The 22,460-nt window shown below is 30.4% G+C and carries 20 protein-coding genes; 7 read left to right on the top strand and 13 right to left on the bottom strand.

Translation table 11 applies throughout. The annotated features are described in order from the left end of the window. Positions 1 to 2 precede the first annotated feature (2 nt). On the top strand, positions 3 to 2,222 hold the full coding sequence (locus tag M2326_RS07575) for an FUSC family membrane protein (protein WP_264618958.1): 2,220 nt from the start codon (positions 3 to 5) through the stop codon (positions 2,220 to 2,222). Positions 2,223 to 2,343: 121 nt separating this feature from the next. Here M2326_RS07575 and M2326_RS07570 read toward each other — a convergent pair whose 3' ends face one another. The 3 genes from M2326_RS07570 to M2326_RS07560 all read right to left on the bottom strand — a co-directional run bounded on the left by M2326_RS07570 (position 2,344) and on the right by M2326_RS07560 (position 4,521). Next, on the bottom strand, positions 2,344 to 3,837 hold the full coding sequence (locus tag M2326_RS07570) for a malate:quinone oxidoreductase (protein WP_264618957.1): 1,494 nt from the start codon (positions 3,835 to 3,837) through the stop codon (positions 2,344 to 2,346). Positions 3,838 to 3,948: 111 nt separating this feature from the next. Continuing rightward, positions 3,949 to 4,365 (bottom strand): Holliday junction resolvase RuvX, encoded by a 417-nt coding sequence (gene ruvX / locus M2326_RS07565; protein ID WP_264618956.1) that lies wholly within the window; start codon positions 4,363 to 4,365, stop codon positions 3,949 to 3,951. Next, positions 4,366 to 4,521 carry a hypothetical protein gene (locus M2326_RS07560; RefSeq protein ID WP_264618955.1) on the bottom strand — a complete coding sequence of 52 codons (156 nt, stop codon included), beginning with the start codon at positions 4,519 to 4,521 and terminating at the stop codon, positions 4,366 to 4,368. 100 nt (positions 4,522 to 4,621) lie between these two features. Between M2326_RS07560 and M2326_RS07555 the strand changes: the two genes are divergently transcribed. Further along, entirely contained in the window at positions 4,622 to 5,437 is an 816-nt protein-coding gene (locus tag M2326_RS07555; RefSeq protein WP_264618954.1) for a 2,3,4,5-tetrahydropyridine-2,6-dicarboxylate N-succinyltransferase, read from the top strand. Between the two features lie 161 nt (positions 5,438 to 5,598). On the opposite strand, the gene M2326_RS07550 is transcribed toward M2326_RS07555, so the two are convergent. Beyond that, positions 5,599 to 6,360: a lipopolysaccharide kinase InaA family protein gene (locus M2326_RS07550; RefSeq protein ID WP_264618953.1), complete on the bottom strand. Its 762-nt coding sequence runs from the start codon at positions 6,358 to 6,360 to the stop codon at positions 5,599 to 5,601. A 65-nt stretch (positions 6,361 to 6,425) separates the two neighbouring features. On the opposite strand from M2326_RS07550, the gene M2326_RS07545 reads away from it, so the two are divergent. After that, positions 6,426 to 7,490: a glycosyltransferase family 9 protein gene (locus M2326_RS07545; protein ID WP_264618952.1), complete on the top strand. Its 1,065-nt coding sequence runs from the start codon at positions 6,426 to 6,428 to the stop codon at positions 7,488 to 7,490. Positions 7,491 to 7,507: 17 nt separating this feature from the next. On the opposite strand, the gene M2326_RS07540 is transcribed toward M2326_RS07545, so the two are convergent. Then, positions 7,508 to 8,350, bottom strand: a complete 843-nt coding sequence (locus tag M2326_RS07540; RefSeq protein ID WP_264618951.1) for a glycosyltransferase family 2 protein — start codon at positions 8,348 to 8,350, stop codon at positions 7,508 to 7,510. 54 nt (positions 8,351 to 8,404) lie between these two features. Here M2326_RS07540 and M2326_RS07535 point away from each other — a divergent pair, with 54 nt between their 5' ends. Both M2326_RS07535 and M2326_RS07530 read left to right on the top strand, forming a co-directional pair. Continuing rightward, a complete protein-coding gene (locus tag M2326_RS07535) occupies positions 8,405 to 9,142 on the top strand; it encodes a glycosyltransferase family 2 protein (RefSeq protein ID WP_264618950.1) in 738 nt (245 codons plus the stop codon). A 331-nt stretch (positions 9,143 to 9,473) separates the two neighbouring features. Continuing rightward, complete coding sequence (locus tag M2326_RS07530; RefSeq protein ID WP_264618949.1) at positions 9,474 to 10,232, top strand: glycosyltransferase family 2 protein; 759 nt, start codon at positions 9,474 to 9,476, stop codon at positions 10,230 to 10,232. Between the two features lie 9 nt (positions 10,233 to 10,241). Here the strand turns inward: M2326_RS07530 and M2326_RS07525 are convergent, their stop codons facing one another. The 7 genes from M2326_RS07525 to M2326_RS07495 form a co-directional block, all read right to left on the bottom strand. Next, positions 10,242 to 11,108, bottom strand: coding sequence for a hypothetical protein (locus tag M2326_RS07525; protein ID WP_264618948.1), 867 nt, complete (start codon positions 11,106 to 11,108; stop codon positions 10,242 to 10,244). A 166-nt stretch (positions 11,109 to 11,274) separates the two neighbouring features. Further along, positions 11,275 to 12,087: a glycosyltransferase family 2 protein gene (locus tag M2326_RS07520; RefSeq protein ID WP_264618947.1), complete on the bottom strand. Its 813-nt coding sequence runs from the start codon at positions 12,085 to 12,087 to the stop codon at positions 11,275 to 11,277. A gap of 85 nt (positions 12,088 to 12,172) precedes the next feature. Beyond that, on the bottom strand, positions 12,173 to 13,318 hold the full coding sequence (locus M2326_RS07515) for a glycosyltransferase family 4 protein (RefSeq protein ID WP_264618946.1): 1,146 nt from the start codon (positions 13,316 to 13,318) through the stop codon (positions 12,173 to 12,175). 401 nt (positions 13,319 to 13,719) lie between these two features. After that, positions 13,720 to 14,589, bottom strand: a complete 870-nt coding sequence (locus M2326_RS07510) for a glycosyltransferase family 2 protein (RefSeq protein WP_264618945.1) — start codon at positions 14,587 to 14,589, stop codon at positions 13,720 to 13,722. After that, the gene (locus M2326_RS07505) at positions 14,582 to 15,718 is read right to left on the bottom strand and encodes a glycosyltransferase family 4 protein (protein WP_264618944.1); all 1,137 of its coding nucleotides are present in this window, start codon (positions 15,716 to 15,718) and stop codon (positions 14,582 to 14,584) included. Before M2326_RS07505 ends, M2326_RS07510 begins: the two co-directional genes overlap by 8 nt. Position 15,719: 1 nt before the next feature. Beyond that, positions 15,720 to 16,676, bottom strand: coding sequence for an FkbM family methyltransferase (locus M2326_RS07500; protein WP_264618943.1), 957 nt, complete (start codon positions 16,674 to 16,676; stop codon positions 15,720 to 15,722). 78 nt (positions 16,677 to 16,754) lie between these two features. Then, the gene (locus M2326_RS07495) at positions 16,755 to 18,584 is read right to left on the bottom strand and encodes an ABC transporter ATP-binding protein (protein ID WP_264618942.1); all 1,830 of its coding nucleotides are present in this window, start codon (positions 18,582 to 18,584) and stop codon (positions 16,755 to 16,757) included. Between the two features lie 619 nt (positions 18,585 to 19,203). On the opposite strand from M2326_RS07495, the gene M2326_RS07490 reads away from it, so the two are divergent. Together M2326_RS07490 and M2326_RS07485 are read left to right on the top strand one after the other, a co-directional pair. Next, positions 19,204 to 20,277: a glycosyltransferase family 4 protein gene (locus M2326_RS07490; RefSeq protein ID WP_264618941.1), complete on the top strand. Its 1,074-nt coding sequence runs from the start codon at positions 19,204 to 19,206 to the stop codon at positions 20,275 to 20,277. Between the two features lie 266 nt (positions 20,278 to 20,543). Further along, positions 20,544 to 21,743 carry an LETM1-related biofilm-associated protein gene (locus tag M2326_RS07485; protein WP_264618940.1) on the top strand — a complete coding sequence of 400 codons (1,200 nt, stop codon included), beginning with the start codon at positions 20,544 to 20,546 and terminating at the stop codon, positions 21,741 to 21,743. Positions 21,744 to 21,775: 32 nt separating this feature from the next. Here the strand turns inward: M2326_RS07485 and can are convergent, their stop codons facing one another. Continuing rightward, positions 21,776 to 22,411: a carbonate dehydratase gene (gene can, locus M2326_RS07480; RefSeq protein ID WP_264618939.1), complete on the bottom strand. Its 636-nt coding sequence runs from the start codon at positions 22,409 to 22,411 to the stop codon at positions 21,776 to 21,778. Positions 22,412 to 22,460 lie beyond the last annotated feature (49 nt).

Here is a 22,460-nt window from a genome sequence, read left to right as displayed (position 1 = left end):
ATATGATTGCAAACATCCAGAAATTCACAGAAAGTACCGAATTTACAAATGCATTAAAAATAACTATTGCAGGTGTATTACCTGTATTACTATTTTCATATTTAGACGCTATCGGTACCGGAATCACTATTGCATTAGGTGCCTTTTTTGTATTTCCTAGTGACGTACCTAGTATCTTAAAGCACAAAATTAATGGACTCATAGCCTCTAGCCTGATCATATCTGGCATTACACTACTGATTAACTTAACTTATCCTTATCCCTGGATATTTTATCCCACCTTGGCTATCATTTTATTTATGATCTCAATGATTGCCGCATACGATCAGCGTGCTACTATGGTCGCTTTTTCATCCTTAGTAGCGATATCTATTGCTTTTGCACATATTAATACCGGTATAGAAATCTTTAAACATTCTGGCCTTTTATTAATTGGCGGCTTTTTTTACCTTTTTGTTTCCATATTATTTCATTACATCAAACCCAATCGCTATATAGAATTACAAATAGCCGATTGTATGAAACTGACCTCAAAATACTTAAAATTAAGAGGTGATCTATGGGAAATAAATTCAGACAGGAAAGAAATCACCAAGAAACAATTAAACCTACAAGTTGAACTCAATGCCATACATGAAAACATTAGAGAAATTTTAGTTCGAAATAGAACAAATTACGGTTCTTCGAACCAAAATAGGAAAATGCTATTATCCTTTATGTCATTGGTTGAAATTATGGAATTGGCTATTTCAACCTCTTTCGACCACAATAAATTACATCAAAAATTTGATGACCACCCTATTGTTTTACGAACTTATCAAAACCTTGCTTACAACCTTGCTAAAACATTAAAGCAACTTTCAAAAAGTATTTTAGACAAAAAGCCCTATTCCTCTCAACATAACTTAATAGACAGCCTACACGGGCTTGAAAATGCTATCGCATCCTACAAATCTGCACTAGGAGAGTTGAATTCCATTGAAGGTGTCTTAATGCTTAGTACTATGCTTAATTATGCCGAAAAACAGGTGGAAAAAATCAAAATACTAGAACGAGCATTTACAGCAAACGTACACATCAAGGATTTAAAAGGAAGAGATAAAGAGTTAGAAAAACTTATACAACATCACTATTATCCAATAAACACATTAGTAGAGAATTTTCGATTTTCATCAACGATATTTAGACATTCCCTACGCATAACAGTCACTATTTTAATTGGATTTTTTATTGGGAAAATATTACCCTTTCAAAATGTTTATTGGATTTTACTAACCATTGTAGTCATCATGCGACCAGGTTATGGATTAACAAAAGAACGAACCTACAATCGATTTATTGGAACCATAATTGGTGGAATAATTGCTTTCTCCATCCTTTATTTATCCCCTTCTTCCACGATTTTAGGAACACTTTGTATTGCATGCATGCTGTTAGGTTATTCATTTAACCCTACCAACTACAAAATTGGTACTACTTTCATCACTATGTATGTTATTTTCATCTTTTCCATTTTATCTCCAAATATGGAAAATTTAATACAATATCGTATCCTTGACACCATTGTTGGAGCTACACTAGCCATCTTGGCTAATTATTTTTTATGGCCAAGTTGGGAGTTCTTAAATATTCCAGAGTACCTAGAGAAATCACTTGAAGCCAATAGAAACTATCTAAAAGAATTTTCGGTTTTATACAATAGCAAAAGCGAAGTAGCTACTTCTTATCGTTTGGCCAGAAATCAGGCTTTTATTGGTGTTGGTAACCTAATGGCCTCCTTCCAAAGAATGGTTCAGGAGCCTAAATCAAAACAAAATAATCTGCAACTGTTTTATAAGTTGACTGTTTTAAGCAATGCTTTACTTTCGTCTGCAGCTTCACTGGGAACCTATACTCAGTCCAACAAAACAACTGATGCTTCTGATGTATTTAATGATGCTATTAATCAAATCACAAAGAAACTCGACTATGCCATTTTACTTTTAAATAAAAATGATACAAAAATCCCAGAGCTAACTGCTCCAGAAGAATTATCACGAAATTTTACCGAATTAAGAAATATTCGCGCCAAAGAATTAAACCAAGGATCAAATATTAGCGAAGTAGCTTATCGCCATAAAATGCAAGAAGTACAACTCGTAATCGAACAGCTCATATGGCTTACCAACCTATCTGACAACATTGTAAAAACAACCAAGCAATTATTGGCAAAAAATCAATAACAAAAGTTCCTTATTAATCCCTTTACAACATTATCATAAAACACTCTCTTTGATAATATGGAACAAAAAAAGAGGCTAACTATTAACTAGTTAACCTCTTCCTTTATTTATATCCCAAAAATTAGTTTAGTTTTAAAACAGTAGTTGTTTCTTTCCTAATTTTTTCTAACATTTCAGGATTATCATTTAATTCTTGACCGTAAGAAGGAATCATCATTTTAAATTTAGCTTGCCATTCAGCTGTATTCAATTCTTTCTTATAACATCTTCCTATTACATCCAGCATAATAGATACTGCTGTTGATGCTCCAGGAGAAGCTCCAAGTAGAACAGATAAAGTTCCGTCTTCGGAAGTAATTACTTCAGTACCGAACTCTAATTTACCACCTTCTTTTTCGTCTTTCTTAATTACTTGAACTCTTTGTCCAGCACGTTCTATAACCCAATCCTCAGATTTAGCTTCTGGAACATATTCTCTCAAAGCCTCAATTCTATCTTCAGGAGACTGTCTTACTTGTTCAATTAAATATTTTGTTAGAGGAATATTTTTCACACCAGCAATGACCATTGGAATAATGTTATCGAGCTGTATTGATTTTGGCAAATCAGAATAGTTACCATTTTTCAGGAAACGTGTAGAAAAGCCAGCAAAAGGGCCAAACAATAATTGTTTTTTCCCATTAATCATTCTAGAATCAATATGAGGAACAGACATTGGTGGTGATCCCACACTTGCTTTTCCATATACTTTTGATTCGTGTTGTTCAATTACAGCAGAATTAGTACATTTTAGCCATTGTCCACTTACTGGAAAGCCTCCAAAACCTTTTCCTTCTGGAATATCTGCTTTTTCTAATAATGGTAATGAACCTCCACCGGCACCAATAAAAACAAATTTGGTATATGCTTTTCTTTTTTGATTAGTAGCAAGATCTGTAATTTTGATACGCCATGATTTGTCACCACGTTGTTTTAAATCACGTACTTCACAATGGAAATGTAAATTCACACCCTCCATTTGTGCTAGATTAGAAAACATATCTCTAGTTAAAACACCAAAGTTAACATCTGTACCAATAGCCATTGAAGTTGCTGCAACTGGTACATTTTTATCTCTACCTTCCATAACAAGAGGCATCCACTTTTCTAACTCTGAAAAGTCAGTAGAATATATCATCTCCGCAAATAATGGATTAGCTTGTAGGGCTTCAAAACGTTTCTTTAAATACGCTACGTTTTCATCTCCCCATACAAAACTGATATGTGGAATTCTTTTTATAAAATGTTCTGGAGAAGATATTTTTTCCTGTTGTACCAAATAGCTCCAAAACTGGCGCGAAAGTTCAAAAGATTCAGCGATACTAATCGCCTTTTTGGGACTAATTGACCCATCCTCAGCTTCTGGTGTATAATTTAATTCACAAAAAGCAGAGTGCCCTGTTCCGGCATTGTTCCAAGCATCAGAGCTTTCGGCAGCAGCATTGTCTAATCTTTCGTATATATCAATGGTCAATTCTGGTTGTAATTCTTTTAGAATCAAGCCAAGTGTGGCACTCATAATTCCAGCTCCTATTAGAACTACATCACTACTCGAACGTATGGTTGTATCAGACATAATAATTTTTTATAAAACGCAAAGATACTTTATATTCTTAGAATTAAAACACCATTTAAAGTCTAAAAAGTTACATTTAACACTGACATTAACTGTTTTAACATAGAATTATTAAAACATTTTTCGTGATAGATAGTCTTGCAACATAATTGTTGCCGAAATTTCATCAATCAAGGCTTTATTTTGTCTTTGCTTCTTTTTTAAACCGCTATCTATCATAGTCTGAAATGCCATTTTTGAAGTAAATCGCTCGTCTACACGTACTACTTTCATCTCTGGAAAATGATTGGTAAAGTGTGTGACAAAACCCTTTATAATCGAGGCACTTTCAGAGGGGGTTCCGTTCATTTGTTTGGGCTCACCGATAAGGACGAGTTCTACCTTTTCTTTAGAAAAATAGTCTTTCAAAAAAGCAATGGCTGTAGCACTCGGAATAGTTGTTAATCCCGAAGCGATAATTTGCATTTCATCTGTAACAGCAATTCCTGTACGTTTTTGACCGTAGTCTATGGAGAGAATTCTTGGCATTTATAGGGAGTCTTTGTATTTTACAAAACCGAACACGGTAACTATTTTATTTTTATCAAATTCAACATCTTCCTGAACTATTTTCAATTCATCCAAAAAAACGAACCCAATAATTCTAAGATTTTGCTTATTAGATTCACGTCTAATAGTTTCCATAATTCATGTCATTATTATACAAATATATAACATTTTCAGTATTTATATCTTTTTTGCTATTGGTTAAAAATGGTATATTTGCGACAAAAATTAAAATAACATGAACGCATTACAAACAATTATAGAGCAAGCTTGGGAAAACAGAGCTTTGCTACAAGAAGAAACTACAACAAACGCTATTAGAGAAGTGATCGAATTATTGGATTCTGGAAAACTACGTGTTGCTGAACCAAAAGGTGATGGTTGGCAAGTAAATGAATGGGTAAAGAAAGCCGTTGTAATGTACTTCCCTATTCAAAAAATGGAAACTTGGGAAGCTGGAATTTTTGAATATCATGACAAAATGGAATTGAAGAAAGACTATGCTGCCAAAGGTGTTCGTGTGGTTCCAGGAGCTTCTGCTCGTTACGGTTCTTTTATATCTAGCGGTGTAATCATGATGCCTAGTTATGTAAACATTGGTGCTTATGTAGATGCTGGTACAATGGTTGATACTTGGGCAACTGTAGGTAGTTGTGCTCAAATTGGTAAAGATGTTCACTTGAGTGGTGGTGTTGGTATTGGTGGTGTTTTAGAGCCATTGCAGGCTGCTCCAGTTATTATCGAAGACGGTGCTTTTATTGGTTCTCGTTGTATTGTTGTTGAAGGTGTACACGTAGGTAAAGAAGCAGTTCTTGGAGCCAATGTTTGCTTAACAGCTTCTACAAAAATTATTGATGTTACCGGAGATACTCCAGTTGAAATGAAAGGTTTTGTTCCTGCTCGTTCAGTTGTGATTCCTGGAAGTTATACTAAAAAATTCGCTGCGGGTGAATTTCAAGTTCCATGTGCATTAATCATTGGTACTCGTAAGCCATCTACAGACTTAAAAACATCATTAAACAATGCTTTAAGAGAATACGACGTAGCGGTATAATAACCTTCGCATATAAAATCCAAAAGACCCCAATTCGAACTTGTTTCTCAATTGGGGTCTTTTATTTTTTATATAATGCTATTAATAGGTAACTATCACCTCTATTTATTAATACTTAATTTACATTTGAAATTGATTATTTTTCAACTAATTATTCATACTCATTTCATTAATCCTAATTTTCTTTTAATATATTTTTTCCGAGTTGTTCTCCCTTTGAAGGCCTTTGTTTTTTCGAGTAAAATGTTATGCAACTGTACTTCTGGTTGTCCACTTAATTTAGCATAAGCTTTTGCTATTACCTTAACCATCGTTTTGGAAAGCCACATCTTCTTGAAATTATCCATCCTTTTTTCGGTAGACATCGTTTCAAATTTCATTCGATTTAAATCTATTAGATAAAAATCATAATCACCCTCACCTTTTTTTACAACCAACGTATTCCCAGGAGAATGGTCTAAAAAATTAATTTGGGCTTCATGCATTTTAAAAGTAAATGTTGCAAACTGCTCCAGAATAATATTGCGTTCAAGAAACAATGGGTTATGAATTAATTCTCTAATGGTAAAATCATAATTAATTTGTTGACAGATGTAATAACTCTCTTGAAGTAAACCTAATTTATTATGGTATTCTACATATGCAATCGGAAAGGGAGTTAAAATATTTTTTTTTAACAAATAGTTCGCATAGTCATAAGAACGCTTGGCTTTTGTACTTCTAAAAAAAGAATAGATAATCGATTTAAAAAGTCCTGGTTTTTGAAAAAACTTGATATTTACTTTTTCACTGCCCAAATCATTTGACTTAATAGTGTTTCGAGAACCTTGAACAATCAATTCACCACTGTTGAAAAAATCATCAACCAACTGAGAGATAAGCATTTCTTTTTCTTTGTAAAGCAGATGAGTGGTAATTTGCACGATATAATATATTATTTTTGGTTTAAAAGTATAAAAAATAGTACTTTGCAGCAAGAAATAGTTTTATGAAAAAAGTTTTAATCATACAAAATAAACGAATTGGTGATGTTTTAATCAGTTCTGTAATTGCTAATAATTACAAAGCGAAGCATCCTGATTCCATCATTCATTTCATGGCTTATGACTTTACCCATGGCGTATTGTTGAATAATCCAAATATAGACAAAATCATTACCATCAATGATAAAGAACTTAAAAGTTTGGTTATTTTATTAAAACTAATTCGAAAAGTTAAAAAGGAGCAGTACGACATTATCTTTGATCCTTATTCAAAAACGCAAAGCAGGTTGATTTGCAAATTCTCTGGCGCAAAACAAACTATTGGCCACAAAAGCCGTAAAAAAATGGGGCAACTTGGATTTTATACTCATCCTGTTACAATCTCCAAAGAAAAAACAAAAATATGTGGTAAGGCGATTGAAGACCGAATTCATTTGCTAGAACAAGCCGAGAAATTCTCTGTTATTAATTATGAGCCAAAAATATTTTTGACCGATGATGAGAAAAACGAAAACTTATTAGGGCACTATAGTAATAAAAAAGTGATTGTACTCGGGATTTTAGGAAGTACACCACAAAAATCAATGCCATATGAGTATGTTGCAGAAATTGTAGATTTTATTTCTAAAAAATATGATGTTTACATACTATTCAATTATGCACCCCATCAAAAATCAGAAGCTGAAAAAATATTCAATCTTTGCCAAAATAAAGAAAGTATTATCTTAGACATATATGCACCCAGCATTAGAGATTTTGTCAAGCTGATGAATCAATGCGCTCTTTTGGTTTCAAATGAAGGCGGAACAGTACACATTGCTAAAGCATTGGGCAAACCTACCTTCACCATTTTCTCTCCTTATATAAATAAAGACCATTGGGCAAGTTTTGAGGACGGAAAAACACATCATTCTACCCATTTATTAGATTTTCTACCAAATGCTATTTCTGATTTATCCTATGAAAAATGCAAAGAGATTGAGAAAAATCCAACGGAACTTTATCTAAAGCTAACCCCACAAATGATTATTCCTGAACTAGAAAAATTCCTAAAATACAATTTGAAATAATTAATAAACAAACTGAGTTAACAAGAAGTAATATTTGTTTTGCTCGTTTTTATAATACCTGAATCTGTCCAAATTTTCTTTTGATCTTTGGTCTCTTTTCTAATCTGACTATTTTTAAGTACCATTTCAGGTTTTACATAACCTCTAGCGTGATCCAAATGAACACAAACTGTTGAATATCTAATTTGTTTCGGTTTCAGTCCATAATTAATTAGACGTTCTCCAAATTCTCGATCCTCACCACCATATTGCATTCTTTCATCGAAACCATTCACTGCCAAAAAATCTTTTTTCCAACCCGAAGCATTATGACCATTCCAGCTTGCAGTTGTGGGCGTTACAGTATTCAAAAACCAACTAGTGAAACCTTTTGCTGTTAATTTACTGTTTTTAAAAGATGCTTTCAACCCCTGATTTTTTAACCACTTCAAATCAAAACATTTTCCAGAATAAACATCTAACTGATTTATATTTCGAGAAATATCCATTGGTAATTTAAAATATCCTCCAGAAATAAAGTGCCCCTCTTCTCTACTTTTGATATGTTGTTCCACAAAATCTTCTCGTGGAATACAATCTCCATCCGACATCAAAATATAATCTGTTGAAACGGCCAAGATAGATTTATTCAAAATTATAGTTTTTTGAAACCCTTTGTCTTCGTGCCAAACATGAATAATCGGAAAAAAAACCTCTTTTTTAATTTCTTCTATTAAATCAAAAGTTTCTTGATTCGAACCATCATCTGCAATTATAATTTCAAAATTACGATAGGTTTGTGTGTTGTACCCCCAAAGTACTTTTTTAAGCCAGTCAGGAGAATTATATGTGCTAATTATTATAGATATATCTTGTTTCATTGTCATACAAATTTAATTTTTTTTTGTTAGATTTGAAACTTAATATTTTTTTTTATGAAAACGCTTACCGTAATTATCCCAACATACAACGAAGAAAATTATATCACTGATTGTCTTCAATCTGTTAGGTTTGCCAATCAGATAATAGTTATTGATTCCTATAGTACAGACAATACAGTAGCTAATGCAAAAAAATTTGATTGTGAAATAATCCAAAGGAAATTTGACGATTATTCTTCGCAAAAAAATGCAGCAATTAAACTAGCAAAATGTGATTGGATCTTATTTATAGATGCAGATGAACGTATTACACCAAAATCACAGTTAGAAATAGTAAACACCATAAACCAACCAAAACATAAGGCATATAAAATACGATTACCTCATTTTTACATGAATCGATTTTTGTACCATTCAGACAACAGATTAATTCGATTAGCAGAAAACAAATCACTCTATTTTGAAGGATTAGTTCATGAAAAATTGATTCATGAGGGTACTGTAGGGGTTTTGAAAAATTCTCTAATCCATTACACCTACAAAGGTCTATTAGAATATATTAAAAAAAAGGATTCTTATGCTTGGTTCCAAGCAAAAATGGCAACAGAAAAAAACAAAAAAGCAACCTACTTCCATCTAATTTTCAAACCTGCCTATCGTTTTTTCCATACTTATTTTATCCGAAGAGGATTTCTTGATGGCATCCCTGGACTTGCAGTGGCTAGTATTGACTCCTACGGAGTTTTCTCTAGGTATGTAAAAATAATTTTATTAGAAAAAGGATTAAAGTAAATTTAACTTTTTTTCAAAACATAGATTAGATTTTCTTTTACTCCATAAAAAGACGTCCTAATAGGTAATTGAAGCGAAAAGCATCCTTTAAATATAGTGCTATTAAACCTTCTAATTAAGATGTAAAAAAGCAAGGTTTTTGACTAATTATTGAAAATAATTACCAATACTAGAAATTTTAAAAAAGATAAATAGATTAAAAACTTGCATCTTTACTAATGGAGAATTAATCCCTTCATAGAATCAACCCCTTTTCAAATATTACATTCAAACATCATTGTAAAATTATTACATTTGTCTACGATATTTTAACAAATAGAAATCTACCAATTTGAGAACTAAGATAACTGCTTTAGCAATTACCCTAAATGAAGAAGCAAACGTAAAGCAATATATTGAAAGCTTAGCATTTGCTGATGAAATTATTTTTATTGACTCGTTTAGTACAGACGCTACAGTAAGTATTGCAAAAGAACTTGGTGCTACAGTAATTCAAAGACCCTTTGATGATTTCTCTAGTCAAAGAAATTTTGCTATCCAACAAGCCAAAAATGACTGGATAGTCTTTTTTGATTTAGATGAAATTATTAGCCCAGAACTAGTAATTGAAATTACAAAAACACTTTCTACTCCTTGTTCACATGTTGCTTATAAAATAAAAACAAACCTTTTTTTTATGGGTCAACACATCAAATATGGTGGATGGTATCCTGACAAGGTTATACGTTTATTCAACAAAAAAAACTGTAGGTATAATGGTAAAGCAGTCTCTGAAACGCTACAAGTACTAAATGGAACTGTTGGACAACTAACAAGTACTGCTAATCATTTTAGTTATAAAGGTTTTGATAATTATAATCAAAAATTAAGCATGTATAGCCAACTACAAGCAAAAAATCTTTATTCAAAAAACCAAAAACCTACTTTATATTATTTTTTCATTAAACCTTTCTTGCACTTCAATTGGTATTATTTCTTTCGCTTAGGTATACTAGGTGGCAAAGCTGGTTTTATTATAGCATATGTACATTCATTTGCTGTTTTTAAATGCTATCTGCAATTGTGGATGATGTATCGAAAAATAGAATAAAAAAATATACTATTTCTTAATTCTATGCTTAAACCATTGTCCGAAATTTTTTAAACGAAGGTAGTTCCTTCCTAATTTCATCGTTTTATTCTGCTTTAGAAATTTACGTATTTCACTAATATTTCTGGTTGGAAAATAATTTAATTTTCTCCATCTATTAGCTTTGATGTAGTAAAAATCTGAAAATTCTTTGTAGTTTTTTTCGTTTACTGCAATCCATTTTCTCATGAATCCCTCGTTCACTTCATCATTATGCCCCCAATTACTAATTTTTTGTGCTAATTCTTCTTTTGATCTTGATAGCGATTCGTGTAGTACGATATTGTCCAAGTAAATCACTCTTTCATCTGTTCTTCTCGCACATTTATAATTCGGATAATTGGTAGCAAAAATAGCCTTCATTGGTTTATCAACATACAAAATACCATTTTCGGTATATTTATAGATAATAATCCAAAATGCAGCTATTTGAATTTTATTACTTTCTGGATTGTCTAAATAATGATCGTACTTATGTATCCTGTAAACAAATCGATTGAAATTAACAAAATATTCATCAGCATCAATTTGTATCAACCAATTTCCAATTCCCATTTTATGGGAAAGTAAATGGCGTTCGCGGGTATCATTTTCAATAGCCGAAAGGGTAGGAATATAAAAATCATCTGTATAAATCTCAATCTTATTATCAACATCTATTGTTTTTAACCATTGGTAAAAACTAACTTCTATTGTAAATTTATGTCCTGACCATGTACGTAGCTCACTGTCAATTGCGATAAAAATTCTATCTGAATCCTTATATACGGGAGGGATAGAAAGTTTTAACTTTTCGTAATCGTATGACAAGAGAAAACCTACATGAATCTTCTTCATTATTTATTTATTTTGAAAAACAGTATTCACGGTAAATTTACTATATTTTTTCATCAATGCTTATGGATAATTATACTTTTCAAAAAAGATGGTCAAAATCTATGAAATAAATTAAAAAAAAACAATCCACGTACTTTTTACTCTTTTAATCCTCAACAACTTAAATCTACTTACTTGTAAAAAGTTCTAAAAAATTAATAATTCCTTTGAACCATTTCCAAGGCCTCTTAAATGTTTTAATATATAAAATTTGTTGAATCCTTTTGGACTTAAAATCATTTACTGTTTTAAACCCGTCCAAAAACAAAGGAAAATACTTATTAAGCACAACTTGCTTTTCTAAATCTAAAATTGACTGATACTCTTTGACTGATGACATACCAGTAAAATCATAATTACTAATGGTCATATTCAAATACTTATAAGGTCTATTCTCTACACAAATAGTATATATAAAAAACTCCCAATCGGCAACGATTTTTAAATTTTCGTTGTACATAAAATAATCAAAAAACAGTTGCCTTCTAATAAAACTAGCCTGATGATTGATGCAACTAGAATAAAAAAACGTAAAAGATAATACTTCTGGATAGGTCTTCTTCCTTCTAGAATTTGGTTTTACCTTAAAGTTATCTCCATAATAAATATCGAACTCATCAACGAGCAATGGATTGACATTCGCTAAAACAGTGTTTTCATAAAAACTATCACCACTGTTCATAAAAATGACAAAATCTCCTTTTGCAGCTTTGATACCTTTATTCATGGCGTTATAAACTCCAGTATCAGGCTCGCTTATCCAGTAGTCTATTTTGTCGGCGTACGATGCTATCAATTCTTCACTTCCATCAGTACTTCCTCCGTCTATGATAATATATTCAAAATCGACCAGAGTTTGATTTACAACAGACTTAATAGTTTGCTCTAATCCCCGTTTGTTATTATAGTTTATAGTAATTACCGAAATTTTCTTTGACATTGATTTAAAACTTTTTATTTATTTGAATAAACTTTATCGACAAAATGCAAAATAGCACCTATAAATATTGAATAAAAAAGACGGTTTAAAAATTAAATAATTTATCAAAATTATCATAAACTGAACTAACGTTATGGTGTGCGTCAAAATATATTTTAGCCTCAGTTGATACTTTTTGATAATACTGTGAATCACTTAATAATAATTCAATTTGTTTAGCAAAATGAGTTTCATCGTCAGTTACTAAACACCCATTATTTGACTTATTAAGTAATCCATCTACCCCTCTTGTATTACAAATCACGGGAAGTCCAAATGATAATGCCTCAATAACTTTAATCTTCAATCCTGTTCCGGACAGCATTGGACATAAACCAACGCGACTATGACAATAGACTTCATCTAAATTATCAATAAAACTAATTTTAGTAACATTTTCCTTGTCAGGAGCAAAGTTTGTAATTTTACCTACAACAAGAATTGTAATATTTTTATCTAAAAGAGGGTAAACTTTTTCAAAAAACCATCTACACGATTTAACATTATGTCCATTGTCACTCGCTACGTAAATCAAATCATAAGTTTTATGCTCCGATAATTCTTTTTTATCTACTGAGTGAGTAATCATGTGAACGGGTTTTCCTAAAAATTGTTCGAAAATATATTTTTCTTCATTTGAAATTACAATTATTTTATCGTATTGATTTGCTAATTGCATTTCTGTTTCGAAATATTCCCCAATTTCGAAAAAACTAAGTTTTTTAAAATGAGCAAAATGAGCAGTTAAAAAATCGTGCGTATCTACTATTTTCACAGTATTTACTAGATTAGGATTATCATTTATAATTTCCGTCCATAACAAGTAGGAAACAACAACATAGTCATACTGATTCTGCTCTAAAATTTGATTAAATTGTTTTTTATAACCAGACTTAGTCCTATCAAAATCCTTAACCTTTATTATATTTTTTTTAGGTAAAAAGTAATCAAAATATTTTCTAAATCTATTTTTCTTTCTTTTTTCCTCGTATAGTAAAAACCCTTTCCTAATAAGTCGCTGAGATTTCATTTTTTCAATATCATCATCCAAAAAGCATTCAGAAGCTATACCTACAAAATCAACAACAAACGATCTGCTTTTAAAATAATTCAACAATGCCATTGCACGTGCATTATTACCTTGAGTTTTTAATAAAGGGTTTTCAGGGTAAAAAAAAAGTAAATTTAGCATAATAATTTTGTGTGTGTGTGTGTAAATATAATAAAGCAAATGACGCATTCTAAATTTAAAACATTTGAAATTGTTACCAAAAAAATTTTAGCTATTTCAGCATCAACATATTTTGTGCAAACTTAATTAATTATTAACAAGGTTTTATCTTGACTTTTTGTTTTTATTTACTAAAATTAAATTTGATACAACTTGAAAAATTAAACCAAAAAAGGTTTTTCTCTTAGAACTGTCATTTATATTTTAAATAGAGTATATTTCGCCTTGTAGTTATCCTAAAATAAAAATTAACATCTATTTCTATGCTTCTATTGTGTTTTAGTCTTAAAATAATTATTTATCAATGCTTTAATTAAAAGGGCTTCGTGAATAAGTACTTTATTCCAATTAAAAAAAACAGGTTAAGACCAGTCATTTTCTTTTTGTTTGGGAAGAACAAATAGAAATATAGAAGTCCAATATTTTAATATTTTCCACAAAAATCTACTGTCTTTTATTTTAATTACTTTCTGCATTCTTCGATCAAAGGTTCTATTAACATCACACGTAAAATCATCATAAAATAAAGGGAAATGCTTTTTTAAAAAAACCTTACGCTCTAAAAGTCCAGGAGGAATATTTTCAGGAACTGAAGAAATTCCAGAATAATCATAATAACAAATTATCTTTTCTAAATGTTGATAAGATTCGTTTTTTTTACATAATACATAAACAAAAAATCCCCAATCGGAAACAATTTTGTATTCAAGACTATACAAAAAGTGTTTGAAAAACAAGTCCCGTTTGATAAAACTTGCTTGATGACAAAGACCGTCAGTTAGAAAATGAGTGAATGTCAAAGTTGATGGCATTTTAATTAGTTTATCATCCCACTCATCACAGAAAAACATTGCATCGCCATACAAAACACCTACATTATTACTAAAATTACTCTTAATTTCTTCTAGAATTGTATTGGTATAAAAAAAGTCTCCACTATTCATAAAATTGAGATACTTCCCTTTTGCAATCTGAATTGCTTTATTCATGGCATCGTAAATCCCTTTATCTTTTTCCGAAACCCAGTAATTAATGTATTTATCATATTTATTGAGCGTTGATAGACTGTCGTCTGTGCTCCCTCCATCGATTATAATAAATTCAAAATCGGTCCAAGTTTGATTAATAATGCTTTCAATAGTTTTTATTAATCCTTCATTATTATTATAGTTAATAGTAATAATAGTAAGCTTAACAGCATTTTTATCTGATTCCAAAACATCTTTAGTCATTTTTTATAGCTTTATTATATAATTCCAAACATTGTGAAGCTGCTTTTTCCCACGTAAATAGTTTTACGCGTTCCAAGCCTTTTAAAATATATTCATTTCTAAAATTTGAATCCTTTAGAACTAAAGCTATCTTTTCTTTTAAATCTTCTTTGCTAGATAGATCAAAATAAATTCCTGCTTCACCTGCAACTTCAGGTAAAGAACTAACATTGGATAAAACTATTGGGCAACCACAAGCCATCGATTCTAAAACAGGAATGCCAAAACCTTCATACATTGATGGAAAAACAAAACACTTGGCATTTTTATAAAATAAACCCAGTTGTTCTTCTTCAAAATATCGTTGCTCTACTTGTTCCTGAAGTCCTAACTTTTTTATAAATTCAACCTCTTCTTCATTAAACTTACCTCCACCTGCACAAATGATTTTCAATGTAGAATCCTCTTTTAATAAATCTAAGATTGACTCCACCAAAAAATAAAAATTTTTGTAATAATCTCTTGAGCCAACAAATAAAACATAATTACTTGGCAAGATTACTTTTATATTTTCATTAACTTTAATAGAGCTACCATGATAAATAACTTCAATTTTTGATGCGTCTATTTCTGGATATATCGCTAAAATATCTTTTTTAGTATTATTCGATACTGCAATAATTTTAGTAGCTTTTTCTAATAGTAATTTTTTATTTATAACAACATTCAAAGGCTCGCCAATAAAATACTGAGGAAACAATTCGTGAATCATATCATAGACAGTTAAAACAAAAGGGGTCTCCCCTATATATTCTAAAAAATAGGGATTATAATAGGTTGGAATAAATAAGTCAAAATTGGAACTCTCTAAAGGATTCTTCAACTTTTTTTGTTCAATTTTTCTTTTTAACGAACGGGTGCTTATCCCTATTGTATTCAACCACTTCAACAACGTGGCTGTTACAATCTCTTTATTTTCAATTTCTAATAAACCACTATGAACTACATAAGTATTATTTGATTGATGAATAGGCAATGTAATAGATAGTCCTTTTTTTCCTTTAAGACGACTAAATATTTCGGTATAATATCTTGTGATACCTCCGTAAGTTTGCATATTGAAGGCCTGAGGGTCAAGAATAATTTTCATCTTAATAAATTTCTATTAATGTGTTTTTCACAAAATCCATTTCATTTTCTGCATAGGCTAAAACATCAAAATAATAAATAGTACTATGAGAATTAAACAATTGAGATCTTCTTATATAATGTGCAAGTTCAATAATTTCCTCAACCGATTCTGTGGTTTTAAAATAAGTACCAAAATTATCCAACAAACAAAATTTAATGTACCCTAATTCTTTCAATTCAATTAAGGCAGTTCTGTAGTTTTCGATAATAACATCCCTTCCTTCATCACTACTTTCGTTGTTATTTATAAAGGTTTGCATTTCAAAAAAAACAAAACGCGGTTTAATACCATCCTTTTTCACATATTGAACAAAAGAATGAATAATATCCCAATCAAAACTATCTGTATCTATTTTTAGAATATCAAAATTGTTTTTTTTATCATTTGGAATTAAATCCATCAACTCACTAAATGACAATGTATTATTAATTTTATTTTCATCAGTCTCACACTCTTCAATAGAACCGGTAGATAGGCTTTCGTTCTTTTTAACAACAAAATTCCCGGTTTTGGTTGATACAAATTTATTAACGATCAAAGATCGATCGACTAAACCATTATCAGTTATACTCGATATGCAGCTATTAACAAATTCTAAATCTGGCTCTACACTTACAATAAATGAATGATTATTTTGAGCAAAAATTGAAATTGCAGTGTCACCTATATTTGCTCCAACATCAATAATTAACCCTTTAAAATTTTTACAAAATGCAGGCAGAAATTGATCATATAACGGATAAGTATTTTGATACAAGTCTAATACATGGAAATCTTTAAGTAATAATTTATACTTCCCAATTTGGTATTCTCGGTCTGTTGGTACTTCTTCTAATTCTTCAACCTTTTCTTCAACTTTTTCTTCAATTGCTACAATGACCTTTTTTTTAATACCAAATAAATCTCTTAATTTCATATTTCAAATATTTATAAATTAAAAGTTCTTATCATATCAAAAATTATACTATTTGATAATAACTCAAGATTCTTTGTTCTAATTCACCTCCAAAGATTGTAAACTAACCAAATTAGCATAGTTCCCTTTCAGGCTTAATAATTGTTCGTGTGTACCTTGCTCTACAATTCTACCTTTACTCATAACAACAATCAAATCGGCAGTTTGTATAGTTGACAAACGGTGTGCAATTACAATAGAAGTTCTGTTCTCCATCATGTTCTCTAGACCAACCTGCACTAACTTTTCAGATTCTGTATCCAAAGCTGATGTAGCTTCGTCTAGAATCATAATAGGCGGATTTTTCATTACCGCTCTAGCAATCGCTACACGTTGGCGTTGTCCTCCTGATAACATCCCTCCTCCATCTCCTACTGGACTATTATACTGTTCTGGGAATTCAGATATAAAATTATGTGCATTGGCTATTTTTGAAGCACTGATAATTTCATCCAATTTAGGGTCATCAATACTTAACGAAATATTATTGGCAATAGAATCATTAAACAAAATAGAATCCTGCGCCACTATTCCCATTTGTTTTCGTAATGAATTTGCAGTAACATCCTTAACATTCACTCCATCAAAAGTGATGCTTCCCTCAGTTACATCATACAATCGAGTTACTAGATTAGCCAAAGTAGATTTACCACTTCCTGACTCACCCACTAATGCAACTCTTTTACCCTTTGGAACTGTAAGGTTAAAATCTTTCAAAACATATTCTGAATCGTACTTAAAAGATACGTTAGTAAATTTTATTTCAGAATTAAATGCTGTTATTTCTTTAGCTCCTGGATTATCCTGCAACGGATTCGTAGCGTCTAAAATGAAAGATACACGCTCATAAGCAGCATTCCCCCCCATTAATGCTTGATTGGCTTTAGTAATCGATTTTGCAGGTGTTAAAATTTGATATGCCAATCCCATGTAAGCAATAAAAGCACTACCACTCATAGAATGATCTATTAATACTAAAGAACCTCCGTAAACTAATAAAATAGAAATTACAAAAATCCCCAAAAACTCACTCATAGGACCTGCCAAACTCATACGAGCTCCCATCTTATTATTTAAATTATTAATAACTTCGGTAGAATTATAGTAACGTTGCTTAAAAAAATTCTCCGAGGTGAAATTTTTAATTACTTTAATCCCTCCTAAAGTCTCTTCAATATCTGATAATAAATGTCCCTCAAGGGAAAAAATATCTCCTGATTGACTTTTTACAGATTTACTTAACTTAGAAATTAAAAATCCTGAAATTGGCAAAAACAAAAACACAAAAATTGTCAATTTCCAACTTATAAAAAGCATCGAAGCCAACGTAAACACAATGGTCAAGGGCTCACTCACCATCATTAAAACACTCATAAAAGCGACTTTAATGGTATTAATATCAGCAGTCATTCTGGATATCAAATCTCCTTTTCTTTCGTTGGAGAAAAATGAAACAGGCAAACTAATTACTTTTTGATAAACATCATTTCTTAAATCTTTCAAAATTCCATTGTTCAAATAGGTCATATAAACTATCGAAATAAAATTAAAAAGGTTTTTCAATAAAAAAGTAGTAAGCACAAAAACTACCATCCAAATTAAAGTACTCAAAGCCCCATTAGTCTCGGTGTTATGAGTAATAAAATAGTTTAAAGAATCTTCTAAATAATGTTTAATATGGTTTAACCCAGTATAAATTGGCTTAACATGTACCTTTTCACCATCAGAAAATAAAACTTTCATCAATGGAAAAAGGGAAAGCATAGAAACAGCAGAAAATAATGCATAGAAAACATTAAATATAATACTAATAATAAAATTCTTTTTATGAGGTATTATGTACTTAAAAAAGCGTCTGAAGTTTTTCATTGAATGTCATTAAATTGTAAACTTAACTAATGTATTTATGTTAAGTTTATTTTTTACAAAGATAAAATTAAAATACTTTTAAAACTAAATAAAAAAAATAGCGTAAATAGTAAAGAGTGTTATTTCATTATGTTTCACAAGTAATTCAACAGCTTAAATTATTATTAGAAACTTCACAAAAACATTCATTATAATAACAAAAGTTATACTTTTAAATTCTGAACTCTAGGAAACAAAAAGCAGATATCCAAGAAAATATTTATCAACAACATAGCTTACGATTAAATTTGTCTATTATAAAACAACCACGTTCCCCATGTCAAAATAATAATTTAAAGAAACCATTAAAAAATTAAACATTAATAGAGTAACAAACTAATTAAACGCTATAGAATTAAACTAATGCCCAATTAAAAAAAATGCAACTTATTACAAAATCTAATTGGCACTACTATTTTTTCTCATAATTTTAATATAATAATTTTCTATTAAATTAAATGATACTACCGCTAATAATCATCTTTTAAATTAGGAGAAATAAATTTTAATTAAATAACAATAAAAAGTAAAAAAATATAAACATCGAAATATTATTGTATTTTCGTCAAAAATCAAATTAATGTCTTCAAAAAAATCAATTTTTTTAGAAACTCATAACTTAAAAAATCCTGCTACTGGTTTCGGCACATTTAACTATGAATTAATAAAGGGATTGAGTATGCTTAATTTTGAAAATTTTGAATTACATATTAATGCGGAACAAATTAAACAGTTAAAAGACGAATTTGGAAACAAGTTTGAATACAATAAATACAGGAGTTTTCATAGGTATAAAAACCTTAGACCATTTTCCAAATATGACTTGTGGCATTCTGTTAATCAAAACACTAAAATTGAACCTAGATACAAAACAAAATACCTTTTAACAGTTCACGACATTAATTTCATGGAAGAAATATCTTCTGACATGAATCATAATTGCAATAAATTATTCATTGAAAAGCTAAATAAAGCTTCTGCAATCACTTACATTTCTGATTATGCAAGAAAACAAACACATGAATTTTTTAAAGTACCAAATGTTCCTGAGTATGTAATACATAATGGTAATCCCATTTCTAGTTTTCTGGATACAAGTTCATACATACCAAATGTTCCCGTAGACAAGCCTTTTTTATATACTATAGGCGATTTTATTGAAAGAAAAAATTATGAATCTATCATAAAAATGATAAAAAACATAAAAGATTTCAATCTAATTATTTCAGGTAATAATAACAAACATTACGGAGAGGTAATTAAAGCACTCATTATTAGTGAAGGATTAGAAAATCAAGTTTTTTTGACAGGAAGGGTTTCTGATGTAGGAAAACAATTTTACTTAAAAAATTGTACCGCTTTTCTTTTTCCATCTCTGAGAGAAGGTTTTGGATTACCCCCAGTGGAAGCAATGAGTTTTGGCAAACCTATATTCCTTTCTAATAAAACCTCGCTTCCTGAAGTTGGAGGTGATGCGGCCTATTATTGGGAAGATTTTGATAGCGAGTATATGAAAACAATTCTTTTAGAAGGATTAAATGATTATGATAACAACCCTAATAAAAAAATTCAAATAATTGAAAAAGGAAAAAGCTTTGATTGGGTTGAAACAGCTTCAGAATATGTAAAAGTATACAATGATATTTTATACTAACTTAGATTTAAGTTATACATGCAATACTTAGGAATTGACAAAGACAACTGTCAAATTCCTGCCGAACTTTTTGGAAAATATTTTGAACGTTTTTGTCTTAAGTATAAAATTAACACACAATAGAAAGTTGGGATAATATTGTATTTGAAATAAATTAAATTTAAAGTAAGCATTTTAAACAATGCGTAGTAAACTAACCAAAATTTAATCTCAACTCTTCCAAAAAGTTCAAAAAAGAACTAACTTTGCACCTTCAATACAACATTATGATTAACCCATCTGCTTCAGGCTGGATCGATAAATATTTTGCAATTCAATTGCCTTCTACAACCGTTTTAACTAACGATTTGGATGCTTTTTATCAAAGAGTTCGAAAGACAGGATTTATATACGGGCATGTAATCTCCTTTGAAACTGAAACACCAATCGAAACGAAAGGTCTGGTGCAAAATGAAGTTCCAAAAGTAGCATTACTTAACATATTACACGCTACTTATCAACAACATTACTTAGACAGTAACCAAGAGCTTTTTATTGTAAAAGTATTAGATTTTTACAATTCGATGAATCCTCAAGGCTTTAATTTTCTAAAAAAAGTACTTCCCCATGGTGCTCCATCATTGAATTTAGAAAAAATAATTGACACTCGCGTTCAAACTAATATTGATATGGTGAGCAAAAACTTTTCGCATATTGTTACCAACGCATTATTGTTTATCGATGTTCTCGCTTTTCACCAGTATTTAATTCTTGGCACTTTACCCGAAAAGTATTTAAAAAAAATAGAAGAAGCTGTAATTAGTGTGGTTTCGCTTTCACTAAAAACAAAAACTAACAAATCAAAATATGATGATTTACTACTAAAACTTTTTGAAGCCTCTGTACGTTACAGTAAATTCAGCACTATTAACATCCAAAATATTGACGAATTAAACATGAGCTACCTAAGTTCTGATTTAGAAAAATATTATTTATTGGATATGGCTGGAATGGCACTATGGAGCGATGGAAAAATAGAAAATGAAGAATCTTATTTTTTGTATAAATTAGGTGAAAAGTTAGCTCTATCTGAAGATTTTGTAACAGAGAGTATCAAGAATACCGATAACTTTATTAGTCATTATAAAAATGACATTCCGTATTTCAATTATTCCAATCCTGTTAAACATTTTTATGATCATACAACCAAAAATGTTGAAACATTAATAATTCGAAACAAAAATAGATTATTTAAAGAAATATCTGGAAGCAAGGAACTAATGATTTTATTGGCACATTCTACCACTAGAGATTTGGATGAAAAAGAAAAGAAAAAAGTAAAAAAACAATTGTTGGATATATGTAAAACGATACCTTCCTTAACTATATTTTTACTTCCTGGAGGTAGCTTATTACTTCCTATCCTTATTAAGTTTATCCCCAAAATGTTACCCTCGGCATTTAATGAAAACTTAGATAATGATTAAAAAAAAATCGCCTTTTAGAAAGGCGATTTTTTTTAGAATTTTAATTGATACACTTCATCTAGCTCACTATTCGAACTAATATTAACCTCTAAGTCAGTCACATACCCCGAATTCAATCCATAAACCCAACCGTGGATCATTAAGTCTTGACCATTTTTCCAAGCACCTTGAACAATTGAAGTTTTAGACAAATCAAAAACTTGCTCTTTTACATTGATTTCTACAAAAGTATTGAAACGTGTAGTCTCGTCCTCAATTGAATCCAAATAATCTTTATGTAAACGATATACATCCTTAATATGACGAATCCAGTTATCAATAATACCAATAGATGAATTTCCCATAGCAGCTTTAACTCCTCCACAACCATAGTGTCCACACACAATAACATGTTTGACTTTCAAAACGTTTACCGCATAATCAAGTACACTCAACATATTCATGTCGGAGTGTACCACCATATTGGCAATATTACGATGCACAAAAACCTCTCCTGGTTTAGCACCAATAATTTCATTTGCAGGCACCCTACTATCAGAGCATCCGATCCATAATAAAGGTGGATTTTGGCCCTTTGCCAAATCGGCAAAATAGTTTTCGTCAAGGGCTAGTTTTGATTCTACCCATTGCTTATTATTTTCAAGTATTTGTTGATAAAATGCTTTCATATCTTTTATTTATTTCTTTTATTTCTGGACTCTAAAGATACTCATTAAA

The organism is Flavobacterium psychraerolatum, from assembly GCF_025960985.1.
Classification (GTDB): Bacteria; Bacteroidota; Bacteroidia; order Flavobacteriales; family Flavobacteriaceae; genus Flavobacterium.
Note: the sequence above shows the minus strand (reverse complement) of the source record. Positions and strands in the feature narration are given on the sequence as shown.